At 36.2% G+C, this 17,711-nt stretch carries 19 protein-coding genes and 2 pseudogenes; 18 read left to right on the forward strand and 3 right to left on the reverse strand.

The window, feature by feature from the left end:
- Window positions 1-47: 47 nt before the first annotated feature.
- The 11 genes and pseudogenes from ACPYKA_RS02230 to ACPYKA_RS02280 all read left to right on the forward strand — a co-directional run bounded on the left by ACPYKA_RS02230 (window position 48) and on the right by ACPYKA_RS02280 (window position 9,020).
- Complete coding sequence (locus ACPYKA_RS02230; protein WP_479540793.1) at window positions 48-221, forward strand: hypothetical protein; 174 nt, start codon at window positions 48-50, stop codon at window positions 219-221.
- An 84-nt stretch (window positions 222-305) separates the two neighbouring features.
- Complete coding sequence (locus tag ACPYKA_RS02235) at window positions 306-788, forward strand: DUF1648 domain-containing protein (RefSeq protein ID WP_479540794.1); 483 nt, start codon at window positions 306-308, stop codon at window positions 786-788.
- A gap of 14 nt (window positions 789-802) precedes the next feature.
- Complete coding sequence (locus ACPYKA_RS02240; protein ID WP_479540795.1) at window positions 803-1,369, forward strand: tetratricopeptide repeat protein; 567 nt, start codon at window positions 803-805, stop codon at window positions 1,367-1,369.
- A gap of 288 nt (window positions 1,370-1,657) precedes the next feature.
- Window positions 1,658-2,473, forward strand: a complete 816-nt coding sequence (locus ACPYKA_RS02245) for a ZIP family metal transporter (protein WP_479540796.1) — start codon at window positions 1,658-1,660, stop codon at window positions 2,471-2,473.
- Between the two features lie 108 nt (window positions 2,474-2,581).
- On the forward strand, window positions 2,582-3,232 hold the full coding sequence (locus ACPYKA_RS02250; protein ID WP_479540797.1) for an MFS transporter: 651 nt from the start codon (window positions 2,582-2,584) through the stop codon (window positions 3,230-3,232).
- 18 nt (window positions 3,233-3,250) lie between these two features.
- Window positions 3,251-3,745: pseudogene (locus tag ACPYKA_RS02255) on the forward strand (MFS transporter); the annotation flags it as partial.
- 559 nt (window positions 3,746-4,304) lie between these two features.
- The gene (locus ACPYKA_RS02260) at window positions 4,305-4,619 is read left to right on the forward strand and encodes a hypothetical protein (protein WP_479540798.1); all 315 of its coding nucleotides are present in this window, start codon (window positions 4,305-4,307) and stop codon (window positions 4,617-4,619) included.
- Window positions 4,620-5,278: 659 nt separating this feature from the next.
- On the forward strand, window positions 5,279-5,962 hold the full coding sequence (locus ACPYKA_RS02265; protein WP_479540799.1) for a PspA/IM30 family protein: 684 nt from the start codon (window positions 5,279-5,281) through the stop codon (window positions 5,960-5,962).
- A 63-nt stretch (window positions 5,963-6,025) separates the two neighbouring features.
- The gene (locus ACPYKA_RS02270; RefSeq protein ID WP_479540800.1) at window positions 6,026-7,054 is read left to right on the forward strand and encodes a TFIIB-type zinc ribbon-containing protein; all 1,029 of its coding nucleotides are present in this window, start codon (window positions 6,026-6,028) and stop codon (window positions 7,052-7,054) included.
- Entirely contained in the window at window positions 7,051-7,842 is a 792-nt protein-coding gene (locus tag ACPYKA_RS02275) for a TPM domain-containing protein (protein WP_479540801.1), read from the forward strand. Before ACPYKA_RS02270 ends, ACPYKA_RS02275 begins: the two co-directional genes overlap by 4 nt.
- A 134-nt stretch (window positions 7,843-7,976) precedes the next feature.
- The gene (locus ACPYKA_RS02280) at window positions 7,977-9,020 is read left to right on the forward strand and encodes an SPFH domain-containing protein (protein WP_479540802.1); all 1,044 of its coding nucleotides are present in this window, start codon (window positions 7,977-7,979) and stop codon (window positions 9,018-9,020) included.
- Between the two features lie 759 nt (window positions 9,021-9,779).
- On the opposite strand, the gene ACPYKA_RS02285 is transcribed toward ACPYKA_RS02280, so the two are convergent.
- The gene (locus tag ACPYKA_RS02285) at window positions 9,780-11,441 is read right to left on the reverse strand and encodes an ABC1 kinase family protein (RefSeq protein WP_479540803.1); all 1,662 of its coding nucleotides are present in this window, start codon (window positions 11,439-11,441) and stop codon (window positions 9,780-9,782) included.
- Window positions 11,442-11,575: 134 nt separating this feature from the next.
- Between ACPYKA_RS02285 and ACPYKA_RS02290 the strand changes: the two genes are divergently transcribed.
- Genes ACPYKA_RS02290 through ACPYKA_RS02305 form a run of 4 tightly spaced genes read left to right on the forward strand, consistent with a single transcriptional unit; the run spans window position 11,576 to window position 13,693 of the window.
- Window positions 11,576-12,055: a hypothetical protein gene (locus ACPYKA_RS02290; RefSeq protein WP_479540804.1), complete on the forward strand. Its 480-nt coding sequence runs from the start codon at window positions 11,576-11,578 to the stop codon at window positions 12,053-12,055.
- Between the two features lie 49 nt (window positions 12,056-12,104).
- Window positions 12,105-12,401 (forward strand): hypothetical protein, encoded by a 297-nt coding sequence (locus ACPYKA_RS02295; protein ID WP_479540805.1) that lies wholly within the window; start codon window positions 12,105-12,107, stop codon window positions 12,399-12,401.
- On the forward strand, window positions 12,337-13,071 hold the full coding sequence (locus ACPYKA_RS02300) for an Abi family protein (protein WP_479540806.1): 735 nt from the start codon (window positions 12,337-12,339) through the stop codon (window positions 13,069-13,071). The genes ACPYKA_RS02295 and ACPYKA_RS02300 overlap by 65 nt, the downstream gene beginning before the upstream one ends.
- A 16-nt stretch (window positions 13,072-13,087) precedes the next feature.
- A complete protein-coding gene (locus ACPYKA_RS02305) occupies window positions 13,088-13,693 on the forward strand; it encodes an alpha/beta hydrolase (RefSeq protein WP_479540807.1) in 606 nt (201 codons plus the stop codon).
- Window positions 13,694-13,819: 126 nt separating this feature from the next.
- Here the strand turns inward: ACPYKA_RS02305 and ACPYKA_RS02310 are convergent, their stop codons facing one another.
- The gene (locus tag ACPYKA_RS02310; RefSeq protein ID WP_479540808.1) at window positions 13,820-14,395 is read right to left on the reverse strand and encodes a TetR/AcrR family transcriptional regulator; all 576 of its coding nucleotides are present in this window, start codon (window positions 14,393-14,395) and stop codon (window positions 13,820-13,822) included.
- A gap of 158 nt (window positions 14,396-14,553) precedes the next feature.
- On the opposite strand from ACPYKA_RS02310, the gene ACPYKA_RS02315 reads away from it, so the two are divergent.
- The gene (locus ACPYKA_RS02315; protein WP_479540809.1) at window positions 14,554-16,461 is read left to right on the forward strand and encodes a serine hydrolase domain-containing protein; all 1,908 of its coding nucleotides are present in this window, start codon (window positions 14,554-14,556) and stop codon (window positions 16,459-16,461) included.
- A gap of 91 nt (window positions 16,462-16,552) precedes the next feature.
- Here ACPYKA_RS02315 and ACPYKA_RS02320 read toward each other — a convergent pair whose 3' ends face one another.
- Window positions 16,553-16,831, reverse strand: a complete 279-nt coding sequence (locus ACPYKA_RS02320) for a YqhV family protein (RefSeq protein ID WP_479540810.1) — start codon at window positions 16,829-16,831, stop codon at window positions 16,553-16,555.
- Between the two features lie 269 nt (window positions 16,832-17,100).
- On the opposite strand from ACPYKA_RS02320, the gene ACPYKA_RS02325 reads away from it, so the two are divergent.
- Both ACPYKA_RS02325 and ACPYKA_RS02330 read left to right on the forward strand, forming a co-directional pair.
- The gene (locus ACPYKA_RS02325) at window positions 17,101-17,289 is read left to right on the forward strand and encodes a hypothetical protein (RefSeq protein WP_479540811.1); all 189 of its coding nucleotides are present in this window, start codon (window positions 17,101-17,103) and stop codon (window positions 17,287-17,289) included.
- 34 nt (window positions 17,290-17,323) lie between these two features.
- A pseudogene (locus ACPYKA_RS02330) lies at window positions 17,324-17,632 on the forward strand (DUF1801 domain-containing protein); the annotation flags it as partial.
- Window positions 17,633-17,711 lie beyond the last annotated feature (79 nt).

The raw sequence follows: 17,711 nt of genomic DNA on the forward strand, positions 1-17,711 counted from the left end.
AATCGAATAAGATAACTGAGAAAACTTAATTAAGGAGGACATTTACAATGAATTTGTTTTATTACAATCCTAAAGTTAGATTTTTGTTAATTAATCAATCTTCTGAGAAGGTAGAAGTGATGTATAATGACAATGCCAAACCGTTTAAATTACCTTTAATAGGGCCTAGACCGCCTTATTATGCGTATCCGATATATCAAGAATACTACCCGATTATTTAAGGGGTCTATGGTATAATGAACGTGAAAAACAACTGGCCCTCGCCTGCAAATGCATTCGGGGGTTTTTACATAAAGGGGAGTAAAATGCTGAATAATCATCCTAAAGTTCCGTTTACGGTGAATAAATGGGTGCATGTTTTAAACAGTATATCAATCACTTGTATAGTTGGCTCAATTATATACATTGTTTTTGCTTATCAAAATCTGTCTGATACGATTCCGATCCATTTTAATGCGCAGGGAGACGCAGATAATTGGGGAAGTAAAAATACTGTTTTTATCATGCCTGGAATCGCAATTATATTATTTGTCGGATTATATATCCTTAGCAAGTTCCCTCATTATTATAATTATACAGTGGAGGTTACGGAAGAAAATGCTCCACGTATTTATACAGAAGCTAACCTTTTTATGACGATCATAAACTTAGAGATAGTACTTATATTTACGTTAGCTTCTATTGATATAATGGGCAACTTTTTAGGAGTATGGTTTGTTGGAGTAGTATTTGGTGTGCCACTTGTTACTCTTGGGGTATTTGTTTTCAGGTTAACAAAATTAAAATAAATGAGTGTGATATTTTGGACAAGAGAAATTTTAAAAATGAATTTGAAGATATTGCGCAAACTATTTATTATGATGTGGATGATAATTTGCGTGAGAAAACAAAAGATCCAGAAGCAGTATTAAACTTTCTTAACCAAGTCGAGGAGCTATTGGTGAACAATGGGAAGAACTCTTACCAGTTGTGCGGAATTTTGGGAAATCTATATCGTATACTGGAGAAGCCGACAAGGGCAATTAATTATTTAGAACGTGCACTCAGCATTGCTAATGAAGAGCGAGATTGTGCAAAAATTGCAGTTACTCTTATTCGTTTGGGCGAAGCATTAAAATATAATGAAAAACATCAGCAAGCGATGGAGTGTTTTGATCAAGCATTAACACTTATACATACACATAAGTTAGATAACTATTTAGATTTTGCCTTGCAACATAAAGGGAAATGTTTACTAGAATTAAAGCGCTATGAAGAAGCGGAGCAATATCTTCGAAAAGCGTTGAAATTAAGAAAACAGAAAAAGGATACAGTGTTGATTGATTCAACTGAGCAAGTGTTGAAGTACATGGAGGAAATCGATTATTGATGAATGGCGTGTGAAGTGTAATTTACCTTTTGGGAAAGGCTGATATGATGAAAGTTTCTAAGGAAGATCTTGATTAAGCAAGTTATGAAACAGCCCATCTTGCCCTAGGAACGGCACATGTCTTAATAAAATGTATCGTATACAAATTAGATAGCTTTGGGAAAATAATCATTCATACCATAGTTGTCCGCTTGATAACAAACTGTTTATTAAAGAAAAATTTTATGATATATTGCAGGTAATTAATGATATATGTTGGTAGACTATTTCAGTAAAGAAGAGATGAACATGATTGAATTTTTTGCAACACTAAATCCAGTTACTCAAGCATTAATTGCTACGTTATTTACTTGGGGAATGACTGCACTTGGAGCTGCTTTAGTATTTACAACAAAAACAATGAACGAAAAACTGTTGGATGGAATGCTTGGCTTTGCTGGTGGTGTAATGATTGCCGCAAGTTTCTGGTCTTTATTATCACCTGCACTTGCAATGGCGGAGGATGATGCATTACCGGCATGGCTTCCTGTTGCAATAGGATTTTTCCTCGGAGCATTATTTTTATGGGGAATTGATAAGATTATCCCACATTTACATCCTAATTTGAGTATGCGAGAGGCGGAAGGAATTAATCCTGAAAAAAGAAGACGAAGCACACTCTTAGTACTTGCTATTACGTTGCATAATATTCCTGAAGGTCTTGCAGTAGGGGTTGCCTTTGGGGCTGTTGCAGCAGGTTTTCCTGAAGCTTCACTTGCTGCTGCAGTAACATTAGCAATTGGGATCGGGATTCAAAACTTTCCAGAAGGTACTGCTGTTTCTATGCCGCTCCGTCGAGAAGGAATGTCACGTACAAAAAGTTTTATGTATGGTCAGTTTTCAGGAATGGTTGAACCGATTGCAGCTGTTATTGGTGTGCTTGCGGTAACGGTAATGGAACCACTTCTCCCGTTTGCACTAAGCTTTGCAGCTGGGGCCATGATTTTTGTCGTCGTGGAAGAAGTTATCCCGAGTTCTCATGAAAATGGTAATAAAGATCTTGCGTCAATGAGTTTAATCATAGGGTTTATTATCATGATGATTTTGGATGTTGCACTTGGCTGATAATACCTTAATTGATAGCCTACAAATATGTAACCAAAGTAGTAGACCAATGGTAAAAAGTCTGCTACTTTTAAATTTGACTTAGAAAAGTTGATTGGGGAAATTTTAATGGTTAGCGCACGTGTTAGATATTGGATTTTAATTGTGATTGTGGGAATTTCCGGTTTTTCACAAGGGATGCTGCTACCACTTATTGCGATTATTTTAGAGCAGGCGGGGGTAAGTTCTTCAGTAAATGGGTTACATGCCACTGCACTCTATATTGGTATTTTAATTGCTTCGCCGTTTATGGAAAAGCCGATGCAAAAACTTGGCTTTAAACCAATCATTTTAATTGGTGGAGTGCTTGTTTTTATTTCACTGACTCTTTTTCCATTTTGGAAGGCACTCTGGTTCTGGTTTATTTTACGTATGATGGTTGGAATAGGGGATCAAATGATTCATTTTGGTACACAAACATGGATCACGACAACTGTTTCAGCTAAGGAACGGGGAAGAAGAATCGCATTTTATGGTATATCATTTGCGTTAGGATTTTCAATTGGGCCTTTAATGACAAGGTTGCTCGCAATTAATGAAGCACTGCCTTTTGTATTGTCTGCCTCTTTTAGTTTTCTCGTTTGGGCACTAATGTTCTTCGTTAAAAATGAATGGCCAGATCAAAAAGGGGCCGCGATTCAATCAGTTGGTTCTCTAGGTAGATTTGTAAAAACGTTAAAAATTTCGTGGGTAGCTATGTTGCCTGGATTCGGGTATTGATTTTTAGAATCAACATTAAACGGAGTGTTTCCAATTTATGGGCTGAGGATTGGCCATGATGTGGATATGTTAGCATTAATTATTCCTTGTTTTGCATTCGGCAGTATTATTTTACAATTCCCTTTAGGTGCGTTAAGTGATCGATTCGGTAGAAAAAATGTGCTCCTTTTTTCGATACTGATCGGAACTCTAAGTATATTGGGAGCGGCGCTTCTCGAGGAGTCTGTTCTGTCTTTATTTATATTTTTTACAATTTCGGGAATGTTTGTCGGTTCGCTCTTTTCACTCGGCATGTCCTATATGACAGATCTTTTGCCAACCTCATTACTTCCTGCTGGCAATATTATGTTTGGAATTTGTTTTAGTATCGGAAGTATTTCCGGCCCATTTCTTGGTGGGATCTTTGTTCAGCTGTTTCCGAATATTTCATTCTTTTACCTAATTCTTGGCGTATTAGTTGGGATTTTTGGAGCGGTCTATTTTAAAAAAGATGTTGCCTTGCAGGAGGGGTAGATCTACCAAATTACGTAGATTAATTATCCTTCCTGTGGTTAAATTCGGATGTTCGTGGTTAATTTGAGTTTCTCGTGGTCAAATCCGAATCTTCGTGGTTAATTCATGATTCCTGTGGTTAAAACAGGATCTCCGTGGTTAATTTGTGTTTCTCGTGATTAAATCCGGATCTTCGTGGTTAATTCATGTATCCTGTGGTTAAAACAGGATCTCCGTGGTTAATTTGTGTTTCTCGTGGTTAAATCCAGATCTTCGTGGTTAATTTGAGTTTCTCGTGGTTAAATCATGAATTGTGTGGAAAATACTTCCTCCTGTTGTTTTTTAGCTTTCCCTCGGATAACTTTCTCAAACTCACCATTGTAATCTTTAATCCGAATAATTCCCTCTAGTCCTTACACGTTATTTGGTGATACCTGTGTCTAGTTCTTTGCAATCGCTTTTCAAAAAGTCCTTTATTATCAAATTTTCTTATTGTAAAATAAGAGTAATATTTTTGCTTGAAATGAAAAGATTAAGTTATTTTAGATGAGGATTTTTACCCTAAAAAGGGGGATTGGATATGATTGGTTTACTTAATCTTGGTAGTCTATTGCTTGGCTTAGCGGCTTGGATACTCCCCGTTGTTAATCTGATGCGATTTAAAAACCATAACCACAGGAACTGGGTTGCTCTTTCCATCACAAGTATCAGTGCTTGTGCTGTTTCACTTTGCTTCCAGATTTTCTATAATTATCATCTGGTAAAGATTGAGGATTGGTCTGCACTTATGGACACGATGGGGGCTTTAGTGTTCGTCGCGGCGACTCTTCTTATCGTCACTATCATATTAAATGCCATTACTCTGATTGTATATCGTGATAGAATTGCAAAATGAATTTGTCAATGAAAAGTTTAGGAAGGAAAGGTTGAAGAAAAAAACGAAATAGAGTTTTAAAATCGGAATGGCCTAATTGTATCCAGTGAATATAGCATTTGATCAGATAAGTTTCCACAAAATTTTGGCAGATATAAAATTGTTCGATTATCTGACCTGCACAATAAGTCCTTTGGGAATGAACAAGGCGATTTAGTTAAAAAAGGAAGAAAGGAAAAACTAGATTTAATTGTATTCACAGGGGATTTAATAGATTCGGAAAGATATGGAGAAAACTAGTCTTTTATTGATAAAAAATTGCTTCAAGTTGCTCCAGTTTATTATATGTCGGAGAATTACGGATGATGGTCCGGTAAATTCAATTCATTAATCATGAAATTCACAGATAGATAATGTCGGAGTTTCTGTTGCAGTATTTTTGCTTACATTTTTGTAGAGTGGCAAGAAGGCTATAATTGCGGACATTCCGCCGATCCCTGTAAGTTTTAGTTATATTTGCCTACAAAAAACTTCAGCGCATAGTTCCTTACAATCACTTTTCAAAAAGACCTTTATTATCGAACTTTCTTATTGTAAAATAAGAGTAATATTTTTGCTTGAAATGTAAAAGGTTAAGTTATTTTACATGAGGATTTTTACCTTAAAAAGGAGGATACATAATGAGTATATTAAGACGATTTAAAGATATAATGGCTAGCAATATTAATGCGTTACTTGATAAAGCAGAGGATCCGGAGAAAATGATCGATCAATATTTACGCAATTTACAGCGCGATCTTGGTCAGGTCAAAGCAGAAACAGCATCTATTATGGCGGAAGAACAGCGTGCAAAGCGTGAATTTAATGAATGTAAAGCAGAAGTTGAAAAAATGCAAAATTATGCGGTAAAAGCTCTTGAAGCCGGAAATGAAGATGATGCGCGAAAATTTCTAGAAAGAAAAGCGACTCTTTCGGAAAAAGAAACACAGTTGCAAACATCACTTGATCTTGCTGAAGCAAACAGTGTTCAAATGAGACAGATGCATGACAAGCTTGTTTCGGATATCAATGAACTAAATTCACGAAGAACGATGTTAAAAGGAAAAGCGGCGGTTGCGAAAACGCAAAAGCGGATGAATGAAATCAGTTCAACGGTAACTGGTGCAAATGAGTCGCTATCTGATTTTGACAGGCTTGAAGATAAAATTAACAAATCATTAGACGAAGCAAATGCGATGCGTGAATTAAATCGTGGGGCTGATGATGATATTAATGACTTGACGGCAAAATATGAAACGAGAGTTGATGTGGAAGATGAACTGGCAGCTCTTAAAGCGCAAATAAAAAACAAAGAAGCAGAATAAGCATAGAAAGATACCGTAGCTTAGGTTACGGTTTTTTGTTTTTGAATGAAGGGGTGAATACGTGTGTTAATTCATTATAAATGCCCAAGTTGTGGGGCAGATATGGAATTTGACAGTGAATCTGGGACGCTTGCTTGTGAAAGTTGTGGAAACCAGCAAAATATTGAAGAATTTCCGGATGAAAATATTTTAACTGAATTTTCGGAGGACGAAGCTAAAGAGTATGAATGTGAAAATTGTGGTGCGGTCGTCATTACAGAGCAGGATACAACTGCGACATCATGCAGTTTTTGCGGGGCAGCAGTAGTTCTTGCAGATCGTCTTAGTGGAAAACTTGCTCCTGGAAAGGTTATTCCTTTTACAATCAGTAAAGACGAAGCAAGAAAAGCGTTTAAAAAATGGTGTAAAAATGGGCGCCTAACCCCAGCCGGTTTTATGACTGCAGACCGAATTAAAAATATTACAGGAATGTATATTCCGTTTTGGATTTATGATCTAAACACAAGAGTGAAGCTAGAAGCGAGAGGGAAAAAGGTACGTACATATACGAGGGGCGACTATATTTATACAGAAACAAAACATTATGATGTATACCGCGATGTTGATATCTATCATACACGGGTTCCAGCGGATGCTTCAGCAAAAATGAATGACGAGATTATGGATAAACTGGAACCATATCATTATCAGGATTTAAAAGAATTTAAAACACCATATTTAGCCGGCTATCTCGCGGAAAAATATAATTATGATGAGAAAGAATTGTATCCGCGAGTGGAAACGAAAATTTCTCCATTCGTGCGGTCATATGTAAATTCGACGATTTCCGGTTACTCATCATTGGAAGGACGAAATGAACAAATTCAGAACAAGAAATTAAACAGTACATACGTATTATTTCCGGTTTGGATGGTGTATTATGATTTTGAAAAACAAGAACATACATTTGCGATGAACGGTCAAACAGGTAAAATAGTTGGAAAACCTCCAGTATCTAAGCAAAAGGCTGCCATTTGGTTCGGGGGAATTGCAGCCTCGTCATTTGTAGTAATGAAACTGGCTGCCTTCCTGATTGGAGGCGTGCTGTGGTGAAGAAACGATTTTGTAAAATTTTTATTCTATCTTTAATTACTTTTATCTTTTTATCAACTTTTTTATCTATCGAAGCACAAGCAGAATCTGATAATCAACGAATCTATGATGATGCAAATTTGTTATCGGATAATGAGGTAAAAGAATTAGAGAAAATTGCAGCAAAATTTAGTGATAAACGAAATATTGAATTTATTATTATAACAGTCGAAGAGTCGGAAAAAGATTTACAAATTTATATGGATGATTTTTATGATGAGAGATTTGGAGAAACGGATGAAAATGTAGCGATGCTCGGACTAGACATGAAAAAACGGGATGTCATACTCTCCGGTTATAGTGACATGCATAGAAAGTTGGATACTGATCGATTAACAATTATTCGGGAAAAAATCACTCCATCCCTTTCGGACGGCGATTATTTTAACGCCTTTGAATCTTTTATTACGTTATCAGCAAAATACATGCAATATCGGGAAGGTGTTAATCCAGCCAATCCACTTTTTAATACATGGGTACAACTGGTTATTGCGGTGGGAATTGCTGCTGCAATTGTGTGGGCGATGGCTAGAAGTGTCGAACCTAAATCTACAACGACCCCTGCAACATATCGGGATATGGATCGGACAAAAATTCTTGGAAAACGCGATCGGTATATTCGTACAACAGTAACAAAGCGCCGCAAACCAAAACAATCTAGTAGCGGGGGAGGTCGCGGTGGCGGCGGAGGCAGTATCGGTCGCACAAGTGGTGGTACAATGAGAAGTAGTAGTCGAGGGAAATTTTAATAGAATGTGAAATTTTAATATTTAGGATGGTTTTTTTCTGAATTTAGCAAGAACATTATAACATTGAGATATGTAATTTAATAGATGGAGCGTTTTGTACCAACATATGGGCAAATAAGAAGGGAGCTTTCAACATGAGTTTTTTTAAAAGTCAGTTGGCGAATGTCATTGAATGGGATGAATTTCGGGAAGATATGATATTTTGGAAATGGCCGAATAATGAAATCAAAAAAGGCAGTAAATTGATTATTCGTCCCGGGCAAGATGCGATATTTTTCAATCATGGAAGAATTGAGGGGATTTTTGAGGAAGCGGGTGATTATGAGGTCGATTCAGATATCATTCCATTTCTTTCAACATTAAAAGGATTTAAATTTGGTTTTGCTACCGGGATGCGGTGCGAAGTGTTATTTGTAAATACGAAACAATTTACGGTGAAATGGGGAACGAAAGGCGCAATCCATTTACCGACACCGCAGTTACCTGGTGGGATTCCAGTTCGTGCAAATGGAACATTTAATTTTAAGGTAAATGATTATGTTACATTAATTGATAATATTGCCGGGATGCGTGACCGATATTTGGTAGAAGATGTAAAAATAAGAATTACATCTGTGCTTGATCAGTTATTGATGAAATGGATCGGTAGAGAAGGAAAAGACATGTTCAATTTGCAAAACAATGCAAGTGAAATTGCGGATGGAATTAAAGAAGATTTAGATATGCAAATAGTTAATGATGGGATGACGATTACAAATTTCTATATTATGGATTTCAACTATCCGAAAGAAATTAGAGAGATGATTAAAAAATCTGCATCTCATCATATGGTTGGTGATGTGAATAAATATCAGACAATTGAGATGACAGATGGGATTAGTTCTGGAAAAATTAAAGGCGGAAGTACGGCTTCCGATATGACCGGTATGATGATGGGGATGAATGTTGCAAATGAAATGATGCGGAATATGCGAGAGGCGAATCAAGCTGGAAATGAGCAAATGAACCAGCAAAATCAGAATCAAACTCAAGCGAATCAGAATGAGACCCAATCGCAAAATCAATCGAATGAGCCGACATCTGATGGTGAAAAAAGCATTCCTAACTTCTGCCCAAATTGCGGAACGAAAACAAGTGGTGGAAACTTTTGCAGTAATTGCGGACAGAAGCTAGTGTAGTTATTTTAGCGGAGGTGCATGTTCAAGATGCTTAGTGGTGGGAAAGATGCAGAGTGGTGCGCTCATTATGCTTAGTGTCATAAAAAGATGCAAAGTCGCGCTCCCAGCATGCTTAGTGGCGGAAAAAGATGCACAGTCGCACGCTCCACATGCTTAGTGGCGGAAAAAGATGCAGAGTCGTGCGCCCAGAATGCTTAGTGGCGGAAAAAGATGCAGAGTCGTGCGCCCCACATGCTTAGTGGCAAAAAAAGATGCGTAGTCGCGCTCCCAGCATGCTTAGTGTCAGAAAAAGATGCACAGTCGCACGCTCCACATGCTTAGTGGCAAAAAAAGATGCAAAGTCACACGCTCCGCATGCTTAGTGGCAAAAAAAGATGCAGAGTCGTGCGTCCCACATGCTTAGTGGTGGAAAAAGATGCGTAGTCTCGCGCTCCCCATGCTTAGTGTCAGAAAAAGATGCAGAGTCGTGCATCCCCCATGCTTAGTGGCAAAAAAAGATGCAGAGTCGTGCGCCCCACATGCTTAGTGGCGGAAAAAGATGCGTAGTCTCGCGTCCCGCATGCTAAGTGGCGGAAAAAGATGCACAGTCGCACGTCCCACATGCTTAATGTCAGAAAAAGATGCAAAGTCGCGCTCCCAGCATGCTTAGTGTCAGAAAAAGATGCGTAGTCACACGCTCCACATGCTAAGTGGCTCCACGTCAATCCTTATTAAATAACAAATGTCCCAAACGAGTAGCACACGTTTTGGGACATTTGTTTACATCCTTCCTGATCGTATAATTGTAAAGATCATAAAAATAAACATTAATGTAGCTACGATAAATCCTATTTCGATGACAGGTAGTCTCCATATGAGAGTTGTTTGTCCGATAATCGATGCTCCTATGATTAATCCTACCATTAAAATGCTGAATGCAAGCAAAATAATACTAAAAGATAGGCGATTACTCAGACGATCTAAGCGTTTCATAAAGGATTCCATATCATTCACATTAATATCTAGACGCATTTTCCCTTTTTTAAGTGTCGAGGTGATTGCTCGCAAATCTTTAGGAAGTTCGGATAGGTGTTCCATATTTTCGACTAGTTCGTTCCAAACATGTTGGGCCATATTTTTTGGGTGATATCGTTTTAAAACTAATTTTTTTCCGTACGGCTTTATTGCTTTCATGATGCTAAATGACGGGTCTAAATTAACAATAATACTCTCAAGTGTAAGAATTACTTTTCCCAATATAGCAATATCCGATGGCAGCTCGATTTTGTGGCGAAAAGCAGTTGAGAAAATATCAACAATCATCTTTCCTAGGCTAATTTCCTGAAGCGGTATATCATAATATTTAGTTTGCAAACTTTCCAAATCTCGTTCTAGAGCTTGCATATTAGTGTCAGCGCCTAAAATTCCCCAATTTGAAAATGTTTTGATCATTCCTTTTGTATCACCTTCTTGCAGACTGATGACGAGCGATGTAAAGTGATATTTTAAATCATCGTTTATCCTACCTACCATCCCGAAATCAAGATAGGCAATTTCATTGTTAGGCAAAACATAAATATTTCCCGAATGTGGATCGCCATGAAAAAAACCTTCTTCTAAAATCTGATGTAACATTGATTCAGCAATTCTTTCAGCAAGTAGCTTTACGTCATATCCTTCCGATTTCAACATCTCATATTGATTAACTTTAACACCTTTTATTTTCTCCATCGTTAATACTTTTCTGCTCGAATAGTCCCAATATATTTTTGGTATATGAATTGTTGGATCGTCTTCAAATTGCTTTGCGATCCGTTCTCCATTTCTACCTTCTAGCCGGTAATCAAGCTCATTTCGCAAAGAATAAGAAAACTCATCGATCATGTCTCCAATATTGTATGTCTTTGCCCAATCTAATCTTGCTTCCATCACCCTTGTTAAATTATGTAAAATGTTTAAATCTGTTTCAATACTTGGTTGAATATCTGGACGTTGAATTTTTATAGCAACTTCCTCACCAGATAAGAGTTTTGCCGTATGGACTTGGCCAATTGATGCTGTGGCAAGCGGTTCGGGTTCAAAGGATTGAAACAGATTTTTTAGCTCATCACCAAGTTCATGTTCAACAATCGCTTTAACTTCTTCAAAAGGAAACGATTGAACATCATCTTGCAGTTTTTCCAGTTCGATTGCAATTTCGTCTGGTACGAGGTCACGGCGAGAGCTTGCAATTTGTCCTAGTTTGATAAATGTCGGTCCAAGCTGTTGTAATGTATATCGCAGTTTAATACCAATATCCGTTAAATTCATGTTACCATTAGAACTATCAATTCGTTTTGAAGTCAGTCCGATTCGAAAAAGAATATGACTAAATCCATTTTTTAAGAATGCATTAATAATTTCCTGATAACGCTGAGTATGTTTTATTTTATTTTTGAGCATCCAATATCTCCTCCAAAAGGAAAATCATCTTATTGTATCAATTCCCTTTATAATTATTTTATATCATTTGATATGAATTTGGAAAAAACTTAGTATAATGAAAACAGACATAGTCGGATGAAGGGGGTTAAGATTTGCCTGTTAAAAATCAATTGACCATAATTTTACTTTTAATCTTGTGTTTAGGGTGTGCAAAAGTTGAAAAGGATGATAAGTCAGAAATAAATAAGATTGGGGCAAACATAAAAGAACCGCCAAATTTAATGATAGTAATTGGAGAGCAAACAATTCGTGCTGCAAAAGGAACGTATAGTTGGAGTTATTATGAAGAAGGGTCAGATGAGGTCACACATGTAGATGTAGATATTGCACCTCCACCGGAATTGGTAAATATCGAGAATGCAACAACCGTTCATTCAGATGCCGAGGTAAGTCTTTTGTTTGATTATGGACCAAAAGATTACACAGTCCGGGTGTGGAATTCGGAAAAAGCAATCGCTTCGTATAAAAAAGTTGAACTCGCGGCTTATGAAGGGGTTGTTATTTACGAAATTGAAGCAAACTGGGAGCAGGGGACAGCCAGTTATGCATTTGCAGTAGATATTGAAGAATAATCTGATTGAAAAATATATTCACGAGACCGGGGTAAAGGAAGGATTCTATTTGGAAGGAAAAACGACGAAAGAGTTAATGAACGTTTTACAGGAAAAACACGGAATAAACATTCAAAAAGATAAACAGCAAGACCTTTTAAATATGGGTTATTTCCATGGGTTTAAAGGATATAGGTTTATAAAGAAATCTGAAAATAGAATTCCCTATCGTAATTTTGACGAAGTAATCGCCATTTATCAATTTGATAAAAAAAATAAAAACAATTTTTTACGCTGCAATCATGCAGATAGAAACTGCTTTAAAAAATATAACATTAGATACGATCATTGGCTTAGGTTCAGCTGACTTTACTTATGTTTACGAACATTTACTTAATGATTATAAAAAGCATAGACCTGGCAGTAAAGACTTTAAAAAGAAAATGAAAAACAGACTTGAATTGAGAAATATTATTTACAATACAATCAGTTATAATTACCGCATGAATCAATCGATCATCCAACATTTTATCCATAAAAGCAAACCGTTTCCACTTTGGGCCATTTTTGAAATCATTAGTCTTGGAGATTTTGGATTTTTTATTCACAGTTTAAACGTCGAGACCAGGATTAACATTGCCAAAAGACTTTCAATCTACAGTACAGCCCATGATCAAAAGGTAAGGGTTTTGGAAGATATGATTTTTTTAATTAAAGATTTTAGAAATGCTGTCGCTCATGATGGGGTAGTCTTTGATTGTCGTTTTCAATTAACTCCTCCACCAAATCGATGTGTTCAATTTTTGCAATCGGAAACAGCGATTGATAATATTGCGTTTGAAAAGATTATTGATTACGTTATCCTCCACGTTTATTTGATGAGCAAAATAGGTTCGCCGCAAAAAGATGTACGGCGTTTGAAAAGATCATTTGCTGTAGCAGCGGAACGTTTACACAAACAAATACCACAGTCTATTTTTGTTTCTATCATGGGAGAAGACGCTGAAAAGAAATTAACGCTTTTAAAAGAACTGTAAAATAGGGGTGTATATAATGAAACATATATTTCAAAAAGGAACGGACACTTCAAGACCAACATTTTTAATGCTTCATGGTACAGGAGGAACAGAAAATGATTTACTCCCACTTGCTGCAAAACTTGATCCGGCAGCCTCTATGTTAAGTGTGCGCGGAAATGTACTGGAAAACGGGATGCCACGTTTTTTCAAAAGATTAGCGGAGGGTGTTTTTGATGAGGAAGATCTCATTTTTCGCACAAAGGAACTGAATGATTTTTTAGATGAAGCGGCTGAAAAATATGAATTTGATCGTAATAATATTGTCGCAGTTGGATATTCTAATGGTGCTAATGTTGCGGCAAGTTTATTATTTCACTATAAGGATGCAATAAAAGGAGCGATTCTTTATCATCCAATGGTGCCAAGACGTGGAATTGACCTCCCAGATTTATCCGGAAAGCAAGTTTTTATTGGGGCTGGGAAAAATGACCCAATCTGTCCGCCAGAAGAATCAACCGATCTAAAAGAACTACTTGAAAATGCTGGCGCAACTGTAGAGCTGCACTGGGAAAACAGCGGTCATCAACTAACAGGAGAAGAATTTGCAGCTTCTAGAAGTTGGTTTGAAACTAAATATTAAATAAGTCCCTACTCTTCTGTAGGGATTTTTGGTTAGTAGTTTATCTTTCTTCAAAATGTTTTCCCGTCTTCGTAATAGGGGGTAGTCTTTTCTCTGATCTAGATGTTTTTCAACTTAAAGGTTTATTCATTGATTATCCTCGTGGCGCACTCGTTTTGCAATAATTACATCTTCAGCAACTGAATCTAACATTTCAATCATTTTTTCCTCTGTAACATATTCAGGAAGTAAGCCATTAGCTACTTGAACTGCGAGTCCAGTATGGAATATATCCATTTTTAAAATAATATCTGTTAATTCCTCGTCGGTAAATCCTTGTAAGCTTGGATCTTGCTTCATTTGGTTGATGGCAAAAAGTAAGCTTTCTTCATTGTGTTGCATATGTGGGTTGTTTTTCATAATTAAATCTCGATATAAAACACTATATTCTCTCGCAAATTTTATCCCCCCGATCCCGATATCCCGGAAAGGATGACCTGAATTTTGCTCTAAAACTAACTGTTTTGCAACGTCTTGCGTATGATCGACAACCGCTTGAATGAGTTCTTCTACATCCTTGAAATTGACATAAATAGGCGCAATTGAGCTTCCAAGTTGTTCCGCTACTTTTCTTATTGTTATTGCATCTAATCCTTCTTTTCTAGCGATTTCAAAAGCAGCATTTATTATATCCTGTTTAGAAAACTTTTTTCGTGGGGCCATCGCGAATTCTCCTTTTTGCTGATATATATCAGTAGATACATATTCTATTTCTAGTTAATAGGATTGTCAAATTTGAAAAATAGTTGTTTACAAATGAATGACTGCCTTTTATAATATAACTAATGATATATATCAAATGATATTTAAAGGAGAAGATGATGGGAAAATTTAGAGGAATTTGGTTGTTAGTTGTTTTTATATTTTTCATGAATGTGAATTCTTTATCCACAAATGCAATGCCACGAGAGGATATAGCGGAGACGATTGACGAATTAATGGAAGAAAAACTTACCGAAGCAAACATACCAAATGCGGCAGTCAGTATTGTTTACGATGGAGAAATAATTTTTGAAAAAGGATATGGGTTTGCAGATATAGAATCGGAAATTCCCGTAGATCCTGAAACTTCTCTTTTTAGAATTGGCTCCATTTCTAAATTAATGACGTGGACGGCTGTCATGCAATTAGTGGAAGAAGGAAAATTAGATTTAGATACGGATGTAAATAAATATATAGATTTTAATATCCCATTAGATGGATCAACTCCAATAACGCTTCGCCATTTAATAACACATACGCCTGGTTTCGAAGATTATGCAACCGAAATATTTACATTAGAAGAAAAAAGTTTACCCCCACTTCATGAGTATGTTCGTGAATCATTGCCGGAACGTATATTTCCAGTAGGTGAAGTACTTGCCTATTCGAATTACGGAACCGCGCTTGCGGGATATATTGTGGAGCAAGTAAGTGGAATGCCTTATGCCACATATATAGAGGAAAATATTTTTAAAAAGTTAGCAATGAATTATAGTACGTTTGAACAGCCTTTACCTCATTCATTATCTGAGTATTCAGTAACTCCGTATCGCTTTGTAGATGGAAAATTTAGAGAAGCAGATTTTGAATTTATGCCAGTACCAGCTGGAGCAATGAGCAGTTCGGCAACAGATATGGCTCACTTTATGATTGCTTATCTTCAAAATGGATACTTCAAAGATGAACAGATCCTCGAGAAAAAAACGGTTCAAGAAATGTTCAACCAGCAATTCACTCATCACTCCGCTTTGGATGGAATGGCTTTAGGATTTATAGAAGGAACATTTAACGAAAAAAAGGTCTTGTTTCATCATGGAGGCACAATGATGTTTAACTCTGCACTTTATTTGTTACCAGAGGAGGGGCTGGGAATTTTTATGTCTTATAGCGGTGGAAACCACTTCGTGCATAATGAAGTTTTTCAAGGGTTTATGGATCAGTATTTTCCTATGGAAGAAGTGGTGTTTGCTTCGTCGGTGGAGGGATCAATTGGTAGTACCGAAAAATTTGCAGGTGAATACCATCAAAATAGAAAAAGTTTAACGACAGCGGATAAATTTATTAGTTTAGTAACAGGAATCATTCAGGTGGAAACGGATAAAGATGGGTATCTATATGCTACACATGCTGGAGAAAAGAATCAATTTTATGAAGTTGAGCCAGGTATTTTTGAGAGTACTCGGACGGAGAGAAGTCCAGATGGATACGGAAATTTTAAGACAATCGTTTTTGAGGAAGATAAACATGGGGACATGATGTTAATGACAGATGGTCCAATGACTTATGCCAAAGCGTCTTGGTATGCAAGTAGTGGATTTACATTTGTAGCGCTTGCTCTAAGTATAATATTGTTAATTGGAACACTTTTAAGTTGGACATTTATTGCTTTGGTTCGAATGTTCTGGAAAAAACGAAAAGAAAAAGATAAGATTGCAAATTCAGCAAAGTTACTAGCAATTGGATATGTGATACTTATCCTTCTCATATTCGGAAGTATTGCGATAAATGGTGAGATTGATCCAGTATATCAAATGCCTAAAGACGCCTTCGTTGAATTACCTGAATGGAGTATAATTTTTGATTTTATTCCATACTTAATCATTGCTTTTAGTATTGCATTAACAGTGTTTACAATCATCATATGGAAGAGAAAGTCTTGGCGAGTTTTTGGTCGAATTCATTACTCACTATATACGACTACAGCTTTGTTTTTCGTCTGGTTATTCAGTTACTGGAATTTTTTCTAAAAAAATATTATTTTTTAGTTCGAGCGTATTAAGAATTCATTAAGGGAGAGTGGAACAAATAGATTGTTAAAATTAGAAGGCAAAAAAACAGTTAATCTCCCTTTAAAACTCCGAACATGATTAGACAAACACCTAAAAGAATAAAAATAAATTTTTGAAAAGAGATTTTATCGGCAATCCCAAATAGACCTACGATGGTCGTTAGGATAAAAATAAATGGTCCGATTAATGCTAATGAACTATTGATAATAATTGCTTTTTCAAGATCATTAAAACGAAACATGAGATAGGCTGCAAATATCTCAATACTTCCTGATAAGACGCGGAAAAAAATCATAATAAAAAGTGCTTTTTCTAAGAAAAACAACATGATGAATCCTCCTAGCGATTATTCCTATATACATATGCGGAAAAGTGGACAAGTAAAACCGAACTTTTATTTTAAAGAAAGAGCACGTATGAATTATTAGTACAAACTAATATTGTTAATAAAAAGTATTAATACCATAAAGAGGTTACTAAATTTAGTTTTATTTCTCCAATTTAAATAAAAATGAGCCTAAAGGCTTTTGATAAGATTCTTCACTTTAGTATACTTTTAATATATCCACATATATTTTGAAGTGGGGGTGAAGGTTAATGGAAGTTTTCGCAGCACTCATTCCGATGTTTATGATGTTTATTTTTATAGGAATTTATCTTGCTATTATAGGTGTTTGTATTTGGGCGATTTTTACTTTTTTAAAAAGACAAAAAGAGCGTAATGAAACACTACAAGAAATTGCGAACCATCTTAAAAGTGTTCAAATCGTAAACAAGGAAGAATAAGACTATTGTTCACTAAATCTAAGGAGAACAACGAATGTATGAATTAAAAACGAAATGGACCGATCAAAGCGTCATTGAATTTATTGAAACAACAGTTGAAAATCCTAAGAAAAAAGCAGATGCATATAGATTATTAGATATTTTTACAGAAACAACCGGATATAAAGCGAAGATGTGGGGACCAAGTATTATTGGATTTGGCAAATATCACTATAAATACGAGTCCGGTCATGAAGGAGACGCACCTCTTGTTGGTTTTTCCCCACGTAAAGCGAGAATCAGCTTGTATGTTGCAACGGGTGATCCCAAACGAGAAGAACTTTTGGATAGTTTTGGAAAACATAATGTAAACTAGCACATTATTCCAGGTTATCTATTTCAAATTAATTCAGCTGATTATCTGGAGTAATGTGCTATTATTT

Source organism: Pseudogracilibacillus amylolyticus (SeqCode), from assembly GCF_051918545.1.
GTDB lineage: Bacteria > Bacillota > Bacilli > Bacillales > Amphibacillaceae > Pseudogracilibacillus.

Bases quoted from the DNA above. Each gene is read 5' to 3' on its own strand.
- ACPYKA_RS02230 (WP_479540793.1), top strand. From the start codon at position 48: ATGAATTTGTTTTATTACAATCCTAAAGTTAGATTTTTGTTAATTAAT.
- ACPYKA_RS02235 (WP_479540794.1), top strand. From the start codon at position 306: ATGCTGAATAATCATCCTAAAGTTCCGTTTACGGTGAATAAATGGGTG.
- ACPYKA_RS02245 (WP_479540796.1), top strand. From the start codon at position 1,658: ATGATTGAATTTTTTGCAACACTAAATCCAGTTACTCAAGCATTAATT.
- ACPYKA_RS02250 (WP_479540797.1), top strand. From the start codon at position 2,582: ATGGTTAGCGCACGTGTTAGATATTGGATTTTAATTGTGATTGTGGGA.
- ACPYKA_RS02260 (WP_479540798.1), top strand. From the start codon at position 4,305: ATGATTGGTTTACTTAATCTTGGTAGTCTATTGCTTGGCTTAGCGGCT.
- ACPYKA_RS02265 (WP_479540799.1), top strand. From the start codon at position 5,279: ATGAGTATATTAAGACGATTTAAAGATATAATGGCTAGCAATATTAAT.
- ACPYKA_RS02280 (WP_479540802.1), top strand. From the start codon at position 7,977: ATGAGTTTTTTTAAAAGTCAGTTGGCGAATGTCATTGAATGGGATGAA.
- ACPYKA_RS02285 (WP_479540803.1), bottom strand. From the start codon at position 11,441: ATGCTCAAAAATAAAATAAAACATACTCAGCGTTATCAGGAAATTATT.
- ACPYKA_RS02300 (WP_479540806.1), top strand. From the start codon at position 12,337: ATGCAGATAGAAACTGCTTTAAAAAATATAACATTAGATACGATCATT.
- ACPYKA_RS02305 (WP_479540807.1), top strand. From the start codon at position 13,088: ATGAAACATATATTTCAAAAAGGAACGGACACTTCAAGACCAACATTT.
- ACPYKA_RS02310 (WP_479540808.1), bottom strand. From the start codon at position 14,395: ATGGCCCCACGAAAAAAGTTTTCTAAACAGGATATAATAAATGCTGCT.
- ACPYKA_RS02315 (WP_479540809.1), top strand. From the start codon at position 14,554: ATGGGAAAATTTAGAGGAATTTGGTTGTTAGTTGTTTTTATATTTTTC.
- ACPYKA_RS02320 (WP_479540810.1), bottom strand. From the start codon at position 16,831: ATGTTGTTTTTCTTAGAAAAAGCACTTTTTATTATGATTTTTTTCCGC.
- ACPYKA_RS02325 (WP_479540811.1), top strand. From the start codon at position 17,101: ATGGAAGTTTTCGCAGCACTCATTCCGATGTTTATGATGTTTATTTTT.